13 protein-coding genes are annotated in these 17642 nt (G+C 75.0%); 5 read left to right on the top strand and 8 right to left on the bottom strand.

The window, feature by feature from the left end; all coding sequences use genetic code 11:
- Positions 1-5: 5 nt before the first annotated feature.
- The 4 genes from Srubr_RS03150 to Srubr_RS03135 form a co-directional block, all read right to left on the bottom strand.
- On the bottom strand, positions 6-932 hold the full coding sequence (locus Srubr_RS03150; RefSeq protein WP_189993444.1) for a sirohydrochlorin chelatase: 927 nt from the start codon (positions 930-932) through the stop codon (positions 6-8).
- Positions 933-1097: 165 nt separating this feature from the next.
- Positions 1098-2072: an N-acetylglucosamine kinase gene (locus Srubr_RS03145; protein ID WP_189993443.1), complete on the bottom strand. Its 975-nt coding sequence runs from the start codon at positions 2070-2072 to the stop codon at positions 1098-1100.
- Positions 2069-2746, bottom strand: a complete 678-nt coding sequence (locus tag Srubr_RS03140; RefSeq protein ID WP_189993441.1) for a uracil-DNA glycosylase — start codon at positions 2744-2746, stop codon at positions 2069-2071. The genes Srubr_RS03145 and Srubr_RS03140 overlap by 4 nt, the downstream gene beginning before the upstream one ends.
- 144 nt (positions 2747-2890) lie before the next feature.
- Complete coding sequence (locus Srubr_RS03135; RefSeq protein ID WP_189993439.1) at positions 2891-3979, bottom strand: WD40/YVTN/BNR-like repeat-containing protein; 1089 nt, start codon at positions 3977-3979, stop codon at positions 2891-2893.
- Positions 3980-4258: 279 nt separating this feature from the next.
- On the opposite strand from Srubr_RS03135, the gene Srubr_RS03130 reads away from it, so the two are divergent.
- Positions 4259-4852, top strand: coding sequence for an Rv1733c family protein (locus tag Srubr_RS03130; protein WP_189993437.1), 594 nt, complete (start codon positions 4259-4261; stop codon positions 4850-4852).
- 336 nt (positions 4853-5188) lie between these two features.
- Here Srubr_RS03130 and Srubr_RS03125 read toward each other — a convergent pair whose 3' ends face one another.
- Positions 5189-6856, bottom strand: coding sequence for a DNA alkylation response protein (locus Srubr_RS03125; RefSeq protein ID WP_189993435.1), 1668 nt, complete (start codon positions 6854-6856; stop codon positions 5189-5191).
- Positions 6857-6927: 71 nt separating this feature from the next.
- Here Srubr_RS03125 and Srubr_RS03120 point away from each other — a divergent pair, with 71 nt between their 5' ends.
- Both Srubr_RS03120 and Srubr_RS03115 read left to right on the top strand, forming a co-directional pair.
- Positions 6928-7695 (top strand): PaaX family transcriptional regulator C-terminal domain-containing protein, encoded by a 768-nt coding sequence (locus Srubr_RS03120; protein WP_189993433.1) that lies wholly within the window; start codon positions 6928-6930, stop codon positions 7693-7695.
- Between the two features lie 252 nt (positions 7696-7947).
- Positions 7948-8745 (top strand): SAM-dependent methyltransferase, encoded by a 798-nt coding sequence (locus Srubr_RS03115; protein WP_189993431.1) that lies wholly within the window; start codon positions 7948-7950, stop codon positions 8743-8745.
- Between the two features lie 239 nt (positions 8746-8984).
- Here the strand turns inward: Srubr_RS03115 and Srubr_RS03110 are convergent, their stop codons facing one another.
- On the bottom strand, positions 8985-9773 hold the full coding sequence (locus Srubr_RS03110; protein WP_189993429.1) for a pectate lyase: 789 nt from the start codon (positions 9771-9773) through the stop codon (positions 8985-8987).
- 868 nt (positions 9774-10641) lie between these two features.
- On the opposite strand from Srubr_RS03110, the gene Srubr_RS03105 reads away from it, so the two are divergent.
- Together Srubr_RS03105 and Srubr_RS03100 are read left to right on the top strand one after the other, a co-directional pair.
- On the top strand, positions 10642-11181 hold the full coding sequence (locus tag Srubr_RS03105; protein ID WP_189993427.1) for a hypothetical protein: 540 nt from the start codon (positions 10642-10644) through the stop codon (positions 11179-11181).
- 6 nt (positions 11182-11187) lie between these two features.
- The gene (locus Srubr_RS03100; protein WP_189993425.1) at positions 11188-15495 is read left to right on the top strand and encodes a cation-translocating P-type ATPase; all 4308 of its coding nucleotides are present in this window, start codon (positions 11188-11190) and stop codon (positions 15493-15495) included.
- Between the two features lie 53 nt (positions 15496-15548).
- On the opposite strand, the gene Srubr_RS03095 is transcribed toward Srubr_RS03100, so the two are convergent.
- Positions 15549-16310 (bottom strand): metallophosphoesterase family protein, encoded by a 762-nt coding sequence (locus tag Srubr_RS03095; RefSeq protein ID WP_189993424.1) that lies wholly within the window; start codon positions 16308-16310, stop codon positions 15549-15551.
- 209 nt (positions 16311-16519) lie between these two features.
- The gene (locus Srubr_RS03090; RefSeq protein WP_189993422.1) at positions 16520-17599 is read right to left on the bottom strand and encodes an NADH:flavin oxidoreductase/NADH oxidase; all 1080 of its coding nucleotides are present in this window, start codon (positions 17597-17599) and stop codon (positions 16520-16522) included.
- Positions 17600-17642: the final 43 nt, after the last annotated feature.

The following is a 17642-nucleotide window of genomic DNA, read 5'->3' as shown; positions in this document are numbered from 1 at the left end:
GCGGATCAGCGGACCGGGACGCCCTGCGGTTGCTGCGGGGCGATGCCCAGCGCCGTCGTGTACTTGGCGAGCGCGAGCTTGCCGACCGCCGGGTACGCGCCCAGCGCCTCGGCCGTCGCGCAGCCCGCCTCCTCGGCCGCCGCGGTGAGCAGCTCCGGGTCGATCTCCGGGCCGATCAGGTACGGCGCCAGGGCCAGCGCCTGCGAACCCGCGGAACGCAGCTGCTCGGCCACGGACGCGATGGAGCCCTCCTGGTCCAGGGCCGCCGCCATCACCGGCACGGCCAGGCGTGCGGCGAGCAGCATGCCGGTGATCCCGGCCGCCTGCACGGCCTCCTCGCCGCCCACGGACGCCAGGATGATGCCGTCGGCGGCGGTGGCCACGGTGAACAGCCGGGCACGGTCGGCACGGGCCAGACCCGCCTCGGACAGCCGCACGTGCAGCGCCTCGGCGAGCAGCGGGTGCGGGCCGAGGACATCGGTCAGCTCGGCGGCGACCCGGCTGTCCATCACGGCCTGCCGGATCCGCCGCAGCAGCGCGCTGTCCGGACCGGCCAGCAGCGGGACGACGACGGCGGCCGGCCCCTCGGGCTCCGTGACCCCCTCGACCCCGGCGGCGACCGCCTGCTCGTACCGCGCGGTGCGCTCCTCGGCGGTGCGCGCCAGCACGGAACGGAGCGCGGGGAACTCGGTGTCGTCCCCGTCCACGTACCCGATCCGGGCATCCAGGCCGGGCAGTTCGGAGCGGGCGATGCTCACGACCTCCTCGGCGAGGCCGCGCGTGCCGGCGCTGGGCGCGCCGGGCACCGCGAGGACGAGCGCGGGCGCGCCCTCGGGAGCCACCAGCGGTTCCGGGCGGCGGTGCCGTCCGGGCTGGCGGGGGCGCGGCATTCGTACGGGCAGGCCGGACGCGGGTCCAGTGGGGGAGCTCATGGCGCCGCATGTTACTGGTTTCGTGAGCTCCTCCGTTCGGGGAGGGTGCAGGTGAGCGGTATCCGTCCGGTTTTGTCTGATGAGTTACGCACCGGATACCACCCGGACCGGGCACATGCCGGACGCATGACCCGGCACCGGGGCGGAACCGCCCGGACGGGACCCTCAGCCGTTCCCGTCGCGGACCACGCACAGCAGCGCCGGATCCCCCGGCAGGGTGAGCCGGTCCGTCGCCAGATCCGTCGCGATCCGCACCGCTCCGTGCAGCGGGTCCCCCTCGGCCGGCACCTGCCGGGCATGCGGCAGCCGACGCGCCAGCTCCTCGCGCAGCGGCACGAGCAGCGGGTCACCCATCTTGAACAGCCCGCCGGTCAGCGCCACTTCGGGGACGCCGTCGGACGGGCACACGGCGGCGGCGGAGCCGGCCATGTGCCGGGCCGCCGCGCGCAGGACCTCCGCGGCGACCGGGTCGTGCCCGGCGCACGCGGCCACCTCGGGCGCGAACGAGGCCAGTACGGCGGCCCGGTCGGCCCGGGGATACAGCAGGCCGGGCAGGCCGCGCACCGGGCCGAACCGCTCCTCTGCGCGGGCCAGCAGCGGTGCGGAACCGCCGTCGCGGCCGTCGTGGGCGCGCAGCGCGGCCTCCAGACCGGCCCGCCCGATCCAGGCGCCGCCCCCGCAGTCGCCCAGCAGGTGCCCCCAGCCGTCGGCCCGCCGCCAGCCCGTCAGGTCCGTGCCGACGGCGATCAGTCCGGTGCCCGCGGCCAGCACCGCGCCCGGTCGCGGCCCGAGGGCGCCGACGTACGCGGTGACGGCGTCCGCGGCCAGCGCCACGGCACGCACGCCCAGGTCCCGGGCGAGGGCGCCGGGCAGTTCGGCGCGCAGGGCGTCGCCCAGGCTGGCGAACCCGGCCGCCCCGACGACGGCCGTGGGCAGGGCGTCGAGTCCCGCCTCGGCGGCCAGCGAGCGGGCCACCGGGACGAGTTGGGCCATCAGGTGGGCGGGGTCGATGCCCCGGGCACCGGTACGGACCGGCTCCCGGGTCTCGCCCCGCGCCGAGGGCTCCCGCCCGGGCACACCGACGGCGACCCGGAGGCCGGAACCGCCGGAGTCCACGGCGAGATACCCGGAAGCCGTCACGGCAGACGCCAGTCCACCGGCTGTCCGCCCTGCTGCATCAGCAGGTCGTTGGCCCGGCTGAACGGGCGCGAGCCGAAGAAGCCGCGGTCGGCCGACATCGGCGAGGGGTGCGCGGACTCCACCGCCGGCAGACTGCCGAGCAGCGGACGCAGGTTGCGGGCGTCGCGGCCCCACAGGATGGACACCAGTGGCTTCCCGCGTGCCGCCAGCGCCCGGATCGCCTGCTCGGTGACCTCCTCCCAGCCCTTGCCCCGGTGCGCCCCCGGGCTGCGCGGCGCGGTGGTCAGCGCCCTGTTGAGCAGCAGGACGCCCTGCTGTGTCCACGGGGTGAGATCCCCGGTGGACGGCTGCGGCAGCCCGAGGTCGCTGTGCAGCTCGCGGAAGATGTTGATCAGGCTGGGCGGCAGCGGGCGTACCTCCGGGGCCACGGAGAACGACAGCCCCACCGCGTGCCCGGGGGTGGGGTACGGGTCCTGACCGACGATCAGGACGCGTACCTCGTCGAAGGGCTGCTGGAAGGCCCGCAGGACGTTCGGTCCGGACGGGAGGTACGTGCGTCCCGCGGCGATCTCCGCGCGCAGGAAGTCGCCCATTTCGGCGATCCTCCCCGCGACGGGTTCGAGGGCCTTCGCCCAGCCCGGTTCGACGATTTCATGCAACGGTCGTGGTGCCACGGGCGTCACCCTACTGCCGTACACCCGTCGCCGATCAACCGACGGCCGGAGCACGACCGGGTCCGGCCACCCGCACCGGCCCGCCCGGCCGCCCCGCCGCCGGTGCGCGCGGGGGCGGTGCGGCCGGGTCCGTCCGCGGGCCGGTCAGCCGATCACCGCCGCTCGTACGCACAGGACGTCCGGCAGGTGGGCGGCCAGCCGGTGCCAGCTGTCGCCGTCGTCGGCGGAGGCGAACACCTCGCCGTTGCGGTTGCCGAAGTACACCCCGGCGGGGTCGTGGTCGTCCGTGCACAGGGCGTCCCGCAGCACCGTGCCGTAGTGGTCCGCTTCCGGCAGGCCCTTGGCCAGCGGTTCCCAGGAGCGGCCCGCGTCGGCCGTGCGGAACACCCGGCAGCGGTGCCCGGCGGGCACCCGGTCGACGTCGGCGTCGATCGGGAAGACGTACGCCGTGTCCCCCCGGTGCGGGTGGGCGGCCACCGCGAAGCCGAACGTGGACGGCAGGCCCGCGCCGATGTCGGTCCACCGCGCGCCCCCGTCGTCGCTGCGGTACACCCCCCAGTGGTTCTGGAGATACAGCCGGTCCGGGGTGCGCGCGTCCCTGGCGACCTTGTGCACGCACTGGCCGAACTCCGGATACGGGTCCGGCAGGAACACCGCCGACACCCCGGAGTTGGCCGGCGCCCAGCTCGCGCCGCCGTCCGTCGTGCGGAACACCCCCGCCGCCGAGACGGCCACCGTCACCGACCGCGGATCGCGGGCGTCGGTGAGCACCGTGTGCAGGCCCTCACCGCCCAGGCCCGGTACCCACCGGGACCGGGACGGGTGCTCCCACAGCGGCCGGACCAGGACGAAGCTCTCGCCGCGGTCCTCCGAGCGGTACAGCGCGGCCGGTTCCGTGCCCGCGTACACCACGTCCGGCTCGGCAGCGGACGGGTGCAGCTGCCAGACGCGCTCCAGCGAGGCGCCGGTGTCCTTCGGGAACTTCACGGCGGGCCGGGCCGGTTCGGTCCAGGTGCGGCCGAGGTCGTCGGAGTGGAACACCGACGGCCCCCAGTGTGTGCTGGAGCCGCCCGCCAGCAGCCGGGGCCGGGACGCCCGGGTGTCGATCGCGACCGAGTACACGGCCTGCGCGTTGAAGTACGGACGTTCGTCGAACGCCCAGGGGCCGCCGCTCCGTCGCCGCCCGATGAACAAGCCCTTTCGGGTTCCCACCGCGAGCAGTACCTCGGCCATGGCCGATCACCTCCGGGACACCGTTGTCCGCGTAGTCGTCAGATGTCGGCCAGTGTGCACCCCACCACTGACAATCCCCCCGCCATGGGTATCCCCGCTGCTCACGGCTCATGTCATCGGTCAGTGGCGAAGATCGGCCGGTTCCGTTCCGGCATGCGCCTGCGCGAGTGGGGTGTCTCGTGCGACCGTCGGGGTGACGGCTCGTCGTGAGCAGCGGAGCGATCCCTTCCGTACGGGAGGGGGCGGTCCGGCCGGTCGGTGCGCTCGTGAGGAGGATGGATGCCCTTGAAGGCGTTCCGTGGTCCGAAGGTGTGGTTGTGGCGCTGGCGGCGGAACCCGCTCAGGCGCCGGGCCGACGTGGTGGAGGCATGGGTGGTGCTCGGCGCCTTCCTGCTGACCGTCCTGGCGGGAGTGCTGGCGGGCCTGACGGCGGCCGGCGCGGTGGAGCACGGGCTCGCGCGCGAACGGGCCCTGCGGCGGCCCACCGTGGCCCGGGTGGTGACGCCGGTCCCGGCGAAGTCCGCCGCGCGGGAGGACCGTGCCTCGGCGGGGGAGCGGGACCTGACCGAGGTCCGCTGGACGGCGGCCGACGGCTCCTCCCACACCGGCCGGATCCGGGTGCGCTCCGGCAGCGGGCCCGGCACGCCGGTCACCGTCTGGACCGACCAGCGGGGCCGGCTCGTCGACCGCCCCGTCGGCGCCTCCGAGGCCGCCTTACGGGCCACCCTGATCGGCCTCCTGGTCGGTGTGAGCGCCGCCGCCGTGCCCTGCGTCGCGGGCCTGGCCGTACGGGGCCGCCTGGAGCGCCGCCGCATGCGGGCGTGGGACACGGAATGGGCCCGCCTCGGCCCGCAGTGGGGACGCATGGTCTGACCATCGGTCACCGGTCCTCGGTTCCCAGCCCGGAAACAGGGTGCCCGCCTCGCCCGACGGCGGCCCGTGGCGCCCTCACCGGCCCCCCGCACAAGCGGCTCAGCCCCTTGGTGTCGTGTCCGGCCACCCCGCCGTACGCCGTTCTCCCACGCGGGCGTGCGCGCCACGGCACCGACGACGCCGGCAGTCGATTGTCATGGGCACGCGCACGCGCGCCGGGTGTGGCTCCGCCGTCCCGGCCGGGGGCCGGTCCGCGCGGGCACGCGCGGCGCGGACCGGCGTCACGGAGGTGGCAGGGCGATGGCCGGCGCGGGCACGCGCACGCGCGCGATGTGGTCAGTCCCGGCCGGGCAGGGCGCGCTCCAGGATGGCGTCGAGGCCGGTCCCGGAGGGCAGGGTGCCGAACGCGTGCCCCCAGTCGCCGCCCAGCCGGGACGCGCAGAAGGCGTCCGCGACGGGGTGCGGGGCGTGCCGTACCAGCAGGGAGGCCTGGAGCGCGAGCGCCATCCGCTCGACCAGCCGGCGGGCGCCCACCTGATCGGTTCCGGCCAGTTCGTCCTTGAGCGCGGCCACGGTCGTATCCAGGCGGGCGTCGGCCCCGCGTGCCAGGGCGAGTTCGGCGAACAGGGCCTCGGCGGTTTCCGGTTCCCGGCCGAGGGCGCGCAGCACGTCGAGCGCGTTGACGTTCCCGGAGCCCTCCCAGATCGACAGCAGTGGGGCCTCCCGGTAGTGCCGGGGCATGCCGGAGTCCTCGACGTACCCGTTGCCGCCCAGGCACTCCAGGGCCTCGGCGGTGAAGGCCGGGCCCCGCTTGGTGACCCAGTACTTGCCGACGGCGGTGGCGATGCGCCGGAAGGCCCGCTCCCCGGCGTCCCCGCGCACCGCGCGGTCCGCCGCGCCGGCGAGGCGCAGCGTGAGCGTCGTCGCGGCCTCCGACTCCAGCGCGAGATCGGCGAGGACGTTGCGCATCAGCGGCTGGTCGGCCAGCCGGGCGCCGAACGCGCTGCGGTGCCGGGCGTGGTGGCCCGCCTCGACCAGCGTCTTGCGCATCAGGGTCGCCGAGGCCATCACACAGTCCAGCCGGGTGCAGTTGACCATCTCGATGATGGTCTTCACGCCCCGCCCCTCCGGCCCCACCAGCCAGGCCACGGTCCGGTCGAACTCCGGTTCGGAGGAGGCGTTGGAGCGGTTGCCCAGCTTGTCCTTCAGCCGCTGGATGCGGAAGGTGTTGCGGCTGCCGTCCGGCAGGACGCGCGGTACCAGGAAGCACGACAACCCGCCCGGGGCCTGCGCGAGCACCAGGAAGACGTCGCACATCGGCGCCGACGTGAACCACTTGTGCCCGCGCAGCGTGTACACGCCCGGCTCCCCGGTGGGCGTGGCGGCGGTGGTGTTCGTGCGGACGTCGGAGCCGCCCTGCTTCTCCGTCATGCCCATCCCGGCGAGCAGCCCGGGCTTGTCGGTGGGCACCCGCAGCTCGGGGTCGTACTCCCGGCTGGTGAGCAGCGGTTCGTACACCTTGGCCAGTTCCGGCTGGGCGCGCAGGGCGGGTACGGCCGCGTACGTCATCGAGGTGGGGCAGCCGTGTCCGGCCTCGGTGTGCCCCCACACCAGGCCGCCCGCGGTCCGGGCCACGTGCGCGCCCGGCCGGTCGTCGGCCCACGGGGCGCCGGCCAGGCCCTCGGCGACCGCCGTCCGCATCAGGTGGTGCCAGGTGGGGTGGAAGTCGACCTCGTCGACGCGGTGGCCGTAGCGGTCGTGGGTGCGCAGCACCGGCTCGTACCGGTTCGCCAGCTCGCCCCACTCCTGCGCCTGCGCGCTCCCGGCGCGCGCCCCCAGCCGCCGGAGGTTCTCCTCGGCCCATCCGGCGCCCTCCCGGCGCAGCCCCTCCAGCAGGGCCGGGTCGTCCGAGGCGTCGTACGGGGCGAGCGGCGGGGGCTGGTTGGTGACGTCGTGGGTGCCGGACCGGGGCGGAGGCGGCGACTGCGCGGGAATCGAGACCATACGAGCATGTTGTATCTTCCGTGCGGTCGTAGCAATGCTGCAATAAGCCGGCGCACGTACAGTACGGGTCCATGTGCGTGAACGTCCCGGCGGAGCCCGACCGGCCGGTGCCGGACCCGGGGGCCCTGCGACCGCTGTCCGCCCGGTCGGTGGTGCTGAGCCTGCTCCTCGGCGCGCACCCGCCGGAGCTGCCGGTGCGGGACCTGGTCCGGCTCGTGGAGCCGTTCGGGATCGGCGGCTCCACACTGCGGGCCGCGCTGAGCCGGATGGTGACCGCCGGAGACCTGCGGCGCACGGACGCCGTCTACCGGCTCAGCGACCGGCTGCTGGAGCGGCAGCGGCGCCAGGACGACGCCGTACGGCCGCGCACGCGCGCGTGGCACGGCGACTGGGAGATGGTGGTGATCACGGCGAGCGGGCGCGGCCCCGCCGAACGCGCCGACCTGCGCGCCCGGCTGACCGCCCTGCGCCTGGCCGAACTGCGCGAGGGCGTGTGGCTGCGCCCGGCCAACCTCGACCGGCCGCTGCCCGCCGAGGTGCACCGGGTGGCGCTGACGTACACGGCCCGTCCCGACGGGCCGGCGGGGGCGCTGGCCGCCCGGTTGTGGCCGCTGGGCGAATGGGCGGCCACCGCGCGCTTCCTGCTCGCCCGCGCGGCCCGGGCGGACCACCCGGCCGACCGGTTCACCGCCTACGCGGCGGCCGTCCGCCATCTGCTCACCGACCCCGTCCTGCCGCCCGCCCTGCTGCCCGCCGACTGGCCGGGCGAGGAACTGCGAAAGGCGTACGCCGGTTATCGACGGGACCTCGGCGCGGGGCTCGGGACGCGCGGGGCGTAGCGGGGGCGCATGCGCCGTGCCTGCACCGGAAGAGGGTCGCGGCCGGGTCACCCCCTGCGGGGGCCGGGACGAGAAGGTGTACATGTACGGGGTCGATGTGCCGTAGATCCCCGGCCACGTGGTTCGTGGAGGAAGGCTGTCCGGAAGCGCCGAAGTGGCAAGTAGGCTCCAGGAAATGACGGCGTGTCACGTGCTCGTGGACCACGCCTGCGTCATCGCCCCGCACCCTGATGAGTCGAAGGAAGTACCGGCATGACCGAGCCCACTCGTCCATCGCCCCGGATCGACACGTCCGTTCCTCACAGCGCTCGCGTCTGGAATTACTGGCTGGGCGGGAAAGACCACTACCCGGCAGACCGGGCGGCCGGCGACGCCTACAGCAGCAAATACCCCGACATCGTGCCGTTCGCGGGCGAATCGCGGGACTTTCTGCGGCGCACCATCACGTTCCTGGCCCGGGACGCCGGTATCCGTCAGTTCATCGACCTCGGGGCCGGGTTGCCCACGCGCGACAACACCCACGAAGTCGCACAGCGGATCGCGCGCGACTCGCGAGTGGTGTACGTGGATCACGACCCCATCGTGCTGCTCCACGTCCATGCGCTGCTCACCAGCACTCCCGAGGGCGCTACCGCCTACGTGCAGAGCGACATGCGCGACACTGACGCTGTCCTGGACGGCGCGGCCGAGACGCTGGACATGAACAAGCCGATCGCCCTGGTCATCAACGATGTTCTGGGCCACATCGTGGACTGGGACGAGGCGCGCGGGCTCGTACGCAGGCTGGTGGACCGGCTCCCTTCGGGAAGTTATCTCTCCCTGAGCCACTCGACCGCGTCCGACCCGGAGCACCAAGTGGTGCAGGACGAATACAACCGGTCCGGGGCGATCCCGTACGTTTTCCGTGAGCCGTCGGTGGCCGTGGAACTCTTCGAAGGCACGGAACTCATCGAGCCCGGCTTCACGAGCTGGCCTCGCTGGCGCCCCGACGCGAACACCGGCCGCCTCACCGACCGCGCCGGCTGGGGCGGGGTGGCGCGCATCGCATGACCGCGGGCAGGCCGGAGCCCGCGTCCGCCTTCCGTGAGAAGGCGACGCCGCACGGGTGGTCCGGCGGCCCACCCGTGCGGCGGCCCACGCCGACGCCAGGCCGATCGCCGAGGCGGCTGCCCTGTCCGGCGGTTGGGTCCGGACGCGAAGGTGAGCGGCCTCGCCGCCGCGGAGGTCCGGGTTCTGGCCGAGGAGACCGACCGGCCGGGCCGCCGTCGTCGGCGGCCCGGCCGCGGGGCTCACTTGTAGGTGATGTCCGAGCTGGAGTACTTGCAGTAGGTGCCGTCCGGGCCCGAGCCGTTGGTGGTCGGTTCGGCGCCGGTGTTGTTGCCGATGTACTTCTGGCAGGGAACGATCTTCTTGCCGGTGTCGCCGACGATCGTGATGGTCCGCAGGGTCGCGCTGTCGCCGTAGTTGGTGTTGATGCCGACGAGCCTGCTGCCCTTGTAGGTCGCCTCGATGCCGCTGAGGTTGATCGTCCGCTTGTACTGCGTCTTGCAGTTGCCGCAGGACCGGACGAACGTGCCGAAGTTCTTCACCGCGAAGCCCGAGACGTTCAGCGTGCCGGCGCCGTTGAACTGGAACACCTTGTCGCTCGCCTCCTTCGCCCCGCCGCCGCTGACGGTGTAGACGTTGGACGACGAGGAGCCGAGGAAGGTGGCCGCGTCCTCGCCGACGTCCTCCCACCACACGTTCTGCAGCGTGCAGCTGCCCAGGCAGTGGACGCCGTCGGCGGCGGGGGCGCCGATGACGACGTTCTTGAGGACCGCGCCGGGAGCCAGTTCCAGCAGGGGCCCCTGGTCCTCGTCCTGGCCGTCGCTGCCGAGGTCGCCGCTGCCGTACAGCCGCTTCATCCCGTAGTCCTTGGTGCCGGACACCGAGATGGTGGAGGAGACCGCCTGGCTGCCGTTCGGGGTCGGCCAGGTGGCCGCGTCCGCCGGCGCTCCGGAGGTCATGAGCATGCCAAGCGTGAGTCCGAGGGTGGCGAGTCCGCCGAGCAGACCGCGCGAGGTCGCTGATGAGGTCATGTCCCGAAATGCCTTCTTCCGTGGGGTGCTGCTCTGTGGGGGTTATGTACGTGAACCGTGTACTCCATGGAGAACTCGATTGCGGAGAGCGTGCGGCCGGAACGGCTTCCTTGCGTGCCGTGCGGTCACGCTGATGAACGGACCGTAGGATGCAAGCGCTTTCTAGTCAACGGTCGCGCAGCGCTTTTCCGGGTCGGGAGAAGTGAGGTGGGAGCGCTTCCATAACCCCCGTGCCCATGCCACGATGCCGGGTGGCCCTCCCGCGCCCCCCGCACGCAGCACGCCCCTGTGCGACACGCAGCACGCCCCCTCCGCATGGCCCGCAATCAGAAGGGACAGGTGACGTGCCCCCACACCGCACCAGCCGAGAACCGGCCCGCGTACCGCACTCGTCTCCCTGCTGGGCGTCCTGCCGCCGCTCCTCGCGGTCCTCGGCCGCGCCGCGTCCCCGGCCGAGGCACGGACCGGGGCCGTCCAGGCGGCCACCCTCACCGAGGTCACCGGATTCGGCCCGACCGCGTTCAGCCTCAACGGGAGCGTGGGCACGGTGGGTTGATCACTTGCGGAGGCGCACCGCCCGGCAGGAGGGCGCACCGGTACGGCAGGAGGACGTACCCGTCCGGCCGGAGGCGGCCGGCCGTGCGTGCCGCGCCCGGAGATCGCCGCCCCCCCCGCATGACACCCCGGCGCGGGGCGCGAGCCTCCCGCGCACCGCTCGACGCCCGGCCGTGCCGGCGGGCGGGGGTGGCGTCGCGCGGGGCCGAGAGGTTTCCTGGTAGCAGTGGGTGTCCCCCGGGTAAGGGGGATGACCAGCGCGGTCGCGGGCACTCGGTGGGCACGTAAGGCGATCTCACCCCCGAGGAGAGTCATGGCTGAGCAGAAGTCGTCGTCGGTCCTCACGGCGCCCCTGCACGGCGCCGCCTCGGTCCTGCGCAGGGTGCCCGGCGCCGGAACGGTGGGCAGGGCCGCCGAGGAGACACTCGACAAGATCGGCGCGGTCTCGCCCCGCGGCCGGCGCATGGCGGTGTACGCGGGCGCCGGGGTGCTCGGCGTGGCGGGCGTGGTGGAGTGGCCCGTGGCGCTCACCGGCGCGGCGGTGGCCTGGCTCACCCAGCCCCGGCCCGACCGGCCGGCGCGGGCCGGGGACACCGGGCAGCGCCCGGAGCCCGCGCACGACCTCGGGACCGCGGCCCTCAGGTCCGGCGCCGGACACGGCCAGGCGGTCGAGGGCGCGCCGGGTGGCAGCGGGAGCCATGCGGCCGACCACGCCCCCGGGCGCGCCAAAGGTCCGGGACACACCGAGGCGCCCGGGCCGCCCGCGGCCGGCCACGCCCCCGGGACGTCCGCGACCAGGACGTCCTCAGGCCCGCTCGGACCGACCGCCCGGCCCGACCGCACCACGTTCTAGGAGGTCATGGTGGCCGGACTGCTGACGGCGCCCACAGCCGCCGTACGGCTGCTGCCCGCGGCACCACGCCTGCTCGCGCGGGCGGCGGCACCGGCGGTCGGCATGGCCGCCGGTGCCGCCGCGAGTACCGCGCGCGCCGGTGTGCGCGGCGCGGACACCGCCGCACGGGTCGCCCGGGTGGCCCGCAACGCGCTGCCCGGCGCCGGTACTCACTGGCGCTCCGGTGCCCGCGCCCATCTGGCCGTACGCCCCTTGGAGCGGGACCAGGCGCGGCGCGCCGGCGGCACCGCGCACCTGGCGCGCCGGGTGGCCGAGGCGCTTCAGGAGCATCCCGAGGTGCTCGTCGCCTACTGGGACCAGGGCCTCGCCCGCCTGGTGGTGACCGCGACCGGCGAACAGGCCGCCGACCGGGTCCTCGCGCACGCCGCGGACCTGGCCGAACGGCACGGCCTGGCGCTGGCCGGCGGGGACGTCGCCGAGACCACGCACCCCGCCGACCCGGCCGGGGTGCGCGCCGCCGCGGCCACGCTCGCCGCCGACGCCGTCGGCATCGCCGTGGCCCTGACCGCCTACACGCTGCGGCTGCCGCCATCCCCCCGGATGGTGACCGCCGTCGTGACCCTGCTGCGGGAGAACCCGCGCTTCCGTGACCGGCTGCGCGCCCGGCTCGGCGACTCCGGCATGGACCTCGCGCTGGCCTGTGCCAACGCGGCCGTGCACGGCGCCGGGCAGAGCCCCACCTCGCTGATACTCGACGGCGCCCTGCGCGCCTGCCAGGTGGCCGAGACGGTGGCCCGCTCGGCAGCCTTCGACGCGGTGCACGACCGGCTGTGCGCTCCGCAGCGGGTCAGCCTCGCCCCGGACGGCCCGGCCCGTCCCCCGTTGCGCGTCTCCCCGGCCCAGGAGTACGCCGCCCACGCCTCCACCGGCAGTCTGCTGGGCGCGGCGGCCACCCTGCTGGTCAAGCACGACGCCACCGAGGCGGCGGAGGCGGTGCTGGCCGGCTCCCCGAAGGCCGCCCGCTACGGCCCGGCCGCCTTCCACGCCGTACTCTCCGGCGCGCTGTCCCGCACCGGCGTACTGGTCCGCGCCCCGGAGCGGCTGCGCCAGCTGGAGATGGCCGGCACCGTCGTACTGCACCCCGGCGCGCTGCGTACCGAGGACGGCGAGCCCGATCCGTGGGCCGAACCGGTGCTGGACGCGGCCCGCCGGGCCGGACTGCGGGTCGTCCTTGTGGACGATCCGGCCCTGGAGGACTTCACCGGCCTCGCCGACCAGGTCGTCGACCCCCGCCGGCCGCTGGACGACGTGGTGCACGAGGCGCGCGGCGAGGAGGGCGCCGTCCTGGTGGTCGCGCGGGTGCGCGCGGCCGGCGAGCACGACGTCCTGGCCGCCCTGCGCGCCGCCGACATCGCCCTCGCCCTGACCGACCGGGACGGCGCGGTCGTCTGGGGCGCCGACCTGCTCGCCCTGCACGGCCTGCCCGACGTGTGGCGGGTCCTGACCGCGGTCCCGGCCGCCCGCCGGGTCGGCCGCCGGGCCCAGACGCTGGCCCGCTCCGGCGCCGCGCTGTCCGGGCTGCTCGTCGCCGTCGGCGAGGCCGGCGGCGGCAGGGGCCGCCGGGCGGTGCTGCCGGGGCTGCGGCACGCGCCGGTCGACGCGGGCGCCGCCACCGCGCTGCTGTCCGGGGTGCGCGCCGCGCTCGGCGTGGCGACGGCCCGCGCCCCGCACCCACGGCCCCGGGTGCACTGGCACGAGCTGGACGCGGAGGAGGCCCGGAACCGGCTGGCCCGGGAACCGGCCGCCGACACCGGGGCCGCCGCGCCGGCCGCACGGGTGCGCAAGGCGGCGAAGGGCGTCGTCGCGCATCCGGCCGCCGCGCCCCTCCGCTGGTCCTACCGGCTCGGCCGGGCCGTGCGGAGCGAACTCCAGGACCCGCTCACCCCCGTGCTGGCCGTCGGCTCGGCGGCGTCCGCGATCCTCGGCTCCGTCGTGGACGCGCTGCTCGTCGTCGGCGCCCTCGACCTGAACGCCCTGGTCGGCGGCCTCCAGCGGCTCAGGGCCGAACGGGCGCTGTCCGGACTCGTCGCGGAACAGAAGCAGAAGGCCCGCCTGGTACCGCCGCAGGCCGAGGCCCCGGCCGGCGGCACCCGCACCGTGGACGCGGGCCGGCTGCGGCCCGGCCACGTCATCCAGCTCAAGGCGGACGACGTGGTGCCCGCCGACGCCCGGCTGCTGTGGCAGGAGGGCCTAGAGGTGGACGAGTCCGCGCTCACCGGCGAGTCGCTGCCGGTGGAGAAGCAGACCGACCCCACCCCGCACGCCGCCGTCGCCGACCGGCGCTGCATGGTCTTCGAAGGGACGACGGTGGTGGCGGGCGAGGCCCGGGCCGTCGTGGTCGACACCGGCGACCGCACCGAGGCCGCCCGCGCCGTCCACCTCGCCGCGCGCACGCCCCCGGCCGGTGGCGTGCAGGCCCGGCTCCAGGAACTGAGCCGCAAGGCGCTGCCGCTGACCCTGGGGGGCGGCGCCGCGGTGACGGGCCTGGCGCTGCTGCGCGGCACCCCGATCCGCGAGGCGGTCAGCGGCGGGGTGTCGGTGGCCGTGGCGGCCGTACCGGAAGGGCTGCCGCTGGTGGCGACGGTCGCCCAGCTGGCCGCGGCCCGCCGGCTGAGCCGGGGCGGTGTCCTGGTGCGCACCCCGCGCACGCTGGAGGCGCTGGGCCGGATGGACACCATCTGCTTCGACAAGACCGGCACGCTCACCGAGAACCGGCTGCGTCTGGTGCGCACCGCCGACACCGCCGGCGAGGTCCACGCCGTGGACGACGCCGGCGCCGAGAACACCGTACGGGCCGCCGCGCGGGCCTGTCCGCAGCTCGACGGCGGCTCCGACCGGCCGGTGCACGCCACCGACGAGGCCGTGCTCGCCGCGGCCCCGCCCGACCCGGACTGGTCCCGGAGCGCCGACCTGCCGTTCGAGGCCGCGCGTGGATACGCCGCCGCCGTCGGCCGCGCCGGGGACGGCCCGCCCGTGCTGGTGGTCAAGGGCGCCCCCGAGACCGTACTGCCCGCCTGCGCCGGGCTGCCGGAGCACGCCGCCGACACCGCCCACGCGCTGGCCGGGGACGGGCTGCGGGTGCTCGCGGTGGCCGAACGACGGCTCGATACGGGCGAACAGGAGGACGAGGCCCTCGAACGGCCCCTGGAGAACCTGGAGTTCATCGGCCTGCTGGCGCTGTCCGACGTACCGCGCGAGACCTCCACGGCACTGGTGGAGGCGCTCAACGGGGCGGGCGTACGACCGGTGATGCTCACCGGCGACCATCCGCAGACCGCGCGGGCCATCGCCGCCGACCTGGGCTGGCCCGCGGACACCGTGGTGGTCACCGGCGACGAACTGGCCGCCGCCGACCGCGCGTCCCGGGCCCGGATGCTGCGCGACGCGGGCGTGGTGGCCCGGGTGGCGCCCGAGCAGAAGCTCCAGGTGGTGGAGGCGCTGCGGGACGCGGGCCGGGTGGTCGGCATGGTCGGCGACGGCGCCAACGACGCCGCGGCGATCCGCGCGGCGGACATCGGCGTCGGCATCAGCGCCCGGGGCTCGGCGGCCGCCCGCAACGCGGCGGACATCGTGCTGACCGACGACGATCTGACGGTCCTGGTCGACGCGGTCGGCGAAGGCCGCGCCCTGTGGCACAGCGTGGCCGACGCCATCGCCATCCTGATCGGCGGCAACGCGGGCGAGGTCGGGTTCGGCATCATCGGGACCCTGCTGTCCGGGCGGGCGCCGCTGTCCACCCGGCAGATGCTGATGGTGAACCTGTTCACCGACCTCTTCCCGTCGATGGCGGTGGCGGTGACGGAGAAGGAGGACGGTCAGGGCACGGTCCGGGCGCGCGGCGGGTCGCCGGAGGACGCCTCCGCGGTGTTGGGCGCCCCGCTGCTGAGGCAGATCCGGCACCGGGCGCTGACCACCTGCCTGGGCGCGGTCACGGCCTGGCTGATCGGCCGTTTCACCCCGGGCACCGCCCGCCGCTCCAGCACCATGGCGCTGTGCGGGGTGGTCGGCACCCAGCTGGTGCAGACCCTGCTCGACCGGAGGGACAGCCGGCTGGTGCAGGTGACCGTGCTGGGCTCCGCGCTGGCGCTCGTCGCCGTGGTCCAGACCCCGGTCGTCAGCCGCGCGTTCGGCTGCACTCCGCTCGGCCCGTTCGCGTGGGCGGGCGTCGTGGCCGCGATCGCCCTGGCCCTGGCCGGCCAGCGGTCACTGCCCCGCTTGGAGCGGACGGTGGGACGGCTCCTGCCCACGAGCTGACGGCCGGGGCGGCCGCGGCCGGGGCCGACCGACACGCCGCCTACCGGTGAGTGTCACGGGCAGTGGTCGCGGCCGTCCCGTGGGGCGAAGGCCGTGTGGGCGTCGGTGTCGGTCGCGCGAGCATGGAGGAAGTAGTCGGCCCACTCGGCGATTCCGGGGTAGGAGGAGTCCCGGCCGAGCCGGGTGACGGCGGCCTCGATGTCGAAGTCGGTGGTGCGGAGTTCGACTCCCGGACCCAGGAGGGCCCAGTGCGCTCCGGTCCGTCCGTAGGGCATCCCGACGCTGCCGGGGTTGACCACCAGTCGGCCGTGGGCGAGGCGGACGAACGGCATGTGGGTGTGCCCGCAGACCACGGTCCGGATGTCGGGACCGAGTCCGTCGAAGACCTCCTGCCATCGGGCGAGTGAGGAGTCGACCAGGACGACCTCCTCGTCGTCCCGGGGGGTGGCATGGCAGAACAGCACCTTTCCCAGGCCGTTCACGGACAGGGAGAGGGACCGGGGCAACGAGGCGAGAAGGCCGAGATGGTCCTCGCGGAGTTGTGCGGCCGCCCAGGGAGCGATCGGATCGGGGATCGTGTCGCGTCGTCCCCGGCGGTATTCGAGGAGTTCGCGGTCGGCGTTGCCGCTGATCCAGCTGACGCGGTCGCCGAGGCCGGTCAGCAGGTCGAGGACCTGGGCCGGTTGCGGGCCGGCGGTGATGTCGCCGGTGAGCACGATGCGGTCGGCGGCGCGGACATCCGGTTCGGCGAGCACTGCCTCCAGAGCCGGCAGGACTCCGTGGATGTCGGACAGGACGGCTACGCGGTTCGGCATGATCACCACTGTGGGGTGGAGACAGCCGGGTGATGAGGCATTTCGCCCCGCGCGTAGTTCGAGGGCGGCCGGCGGGTCGGGACGCCGGGTGCGTAGTTCTTCCGGGAAGGGGTCGTACGGCCACCGGCACCGGCACCGGCACCGGACCCGGCACCGGGCGGACCGCTCCGTGCGGTCCGCCCGGTGCGGTCCGGCCGTGTGTACCGGCGTCAGACCGACCGGTGGTACTGGATCGGCACCCGGATCTCCGCGCCCAGTTCGCGGGCGGCGCGCCGGGCCCAGGACGGGTCGCGGAGCAGTTCGCGGCCGAGCAGGACCACGTCCGCCTCGCCGTTCGCCAGGATCTTCTCGGCCTGCCCGGCCTCGGTGATCAGCCCGACGGCGCCGGCCCGCAGCGGAGTCTCGGCCTTCACCCGGGCGGCGAACGGCACCTGGTAGTTGGGCCCGGTCGGGATGCTGACGCCGTTCGCGTTGCCGCCGGTGGAGACGTCGAGCAGGTCCACGCCGTGGGCGTGCAGGTCACGGGCGAAGCGGACCGTGTCGTCCGCGGTCCAGCCGCCCTCGTCGAGCCAGTCGGTGGCGGAGACGCGGAACAGCACCGGCTTCTCCGCGGGCCACACCTCGCGCACCGCGTCCACGATCTCCAGGGCGAACCGGGTGCGGTTCTCGTACGAGCCGCCGTAGGCGTCCGTGCGGTGGTTGGAGTGCGGGGAGAGGAACTCGTTGACCAGGTAGCCGTGGGCGCCGTGGATCTCCACGGTCTCGAAGCCGGCGGCCAGCGCCCGGCGCGCGGCGGTGGCGAACTTCCCGACGATCTCCTGGATCTGGTCCACCGTCAACTCGGTCGGCACCGGGTGCTGTTCGCCGAACGGCAGCGCGCTCGGGGCGACCGGCTGCCAGCCGTGCGCCTCCGGCCCGACGGGTCCGCCGCCCTTCCACGGACGGTCGGTCGACGCCTTCCGGCCGGCGTGACCGAGCTGGATGCCGGGCACGGTGCCCTGCTCGGTGAGGAACCGGGTGATCCGCCGGAAGCCCTCCACCTGGGTGTCGTTCCACAGGCCGAGGTCGTACGGGGAGATCCGGCCCTCGGGGGCGATCGCGGTGGCCTCCGTCAGGATCAGCCCGGTGCCCCCGGCGGCCCGCGCCGCGTAGTGCGCGAAGTGCCAGTCGTGCGGCACACCGGCGAGCGGACCCTCCGGCTCGGCCGAGTACTGGCACATCGGCGCCATCCACACCCGGTTCGGGACGGTCACTTCGCGCAGGGTGAGGGGCTCGAAGAGCGCGGGCATGACGGACTCCATTTCGTCGTGGACGGCTTGATCCTTTCGTACG

The sequence above is a fragment of the Streptomyces rubradiris genome (assembly GCF_016860525.1).
Classification (GTDB): Bacteria; Actinomycetota; Actinomycetes; order Streptomycetales; family Streptomycetaceae; genus Streptomyces; species Streptomyces rubradiris.
Note: the sequence above shows the minus strand (reverse complement) of the source record. Positions and strands in the feature narration are given on the sequence as shown.

Excerpts from the sequence above, each read along its gene's own strand:
- Srubr_RS03150 (WP_189993444.1), bottom strand. The coding sequence starts at position 932 with ATGAGCTCCCCCACTGGACCCGCGTCCGGCCTGCCCGTACGAATGCCG.
- Srubr_RS03135 (WP_189993439.1), bottom strand. The coding sequence starts at position 3,979 with ATGGCCGAGGTACTGCTCGCGGTGGGAACCCGAAAGGGCTTGTTCATC.
- Srubr_RS03130 (WP_189993437.1), top strand. The coding sequence starts at position 4,259 with ATGCCCTTGAAGGCGTTCCGTGGTCCGAAGGTGTGGTTGTGGCGCTGG.
- Srubr_RS03125 (WP_189993435.1), bottom strand. The coding sequence starts at position 6,856 with ATGGTCTCGATTCCCGCGCAGTCGCCGCCTCCGCCCCGGTCCGGCACC.
- Srubr_RS03120 (WP_189993433.1), top strand. The coding sequence starts at position 6,928 with ATGTGCGTGAACGTCCCGGCGGAGCCCGACCGGCCGGTGCCGGACCCG.
- Srubr_RS03115 (WP_189993431.1), top strand. The coding sequence starts at position 7,948 with ATGACCGAGCCCACTCGTCCATCGCCCCGGATCGACACGTCCGTTCCT.
- Srubr_RS03110 (WP_189993429.1), bottom strand. The coding sequence starts at position 9,773 with ATGACCTCATCAGCGACCTCGCGCGGTCTGCTCGGCGGACTCGCCACC.
- Srubr_RS03105 (WP_189993427.1), top strand. The coding sequence starts at position 10,642 with ATGGCTGAGCAGAAGTCGTCGTCGGTCCTCACGGCGCCCCTGCACGGC.
- Srubr_RS03100 (WP_189993425.1), top strand. The coding sequence starts at position 11,188 with ATGGTGGCCGGACTGCTGACGGCGCCCACAGCCGCCGTACGGCTGCTG.
- Srubr_RS03095 (WP_189993424.1), bottom strand. The coding sequence starts at position 16,310 with ATGCCGAACCGCGTAGCCGTCCTGTCCGACATCCACGGAGTCCTGCCG.
- Srubr_RS03090 (WP_189993422.1), bottom strand. The coding sequence starts at position 17,599 with ATGCCCGCGCTCTTCGAGCCCCTCACCCTGCGCGAAGTGACCGTCCCG.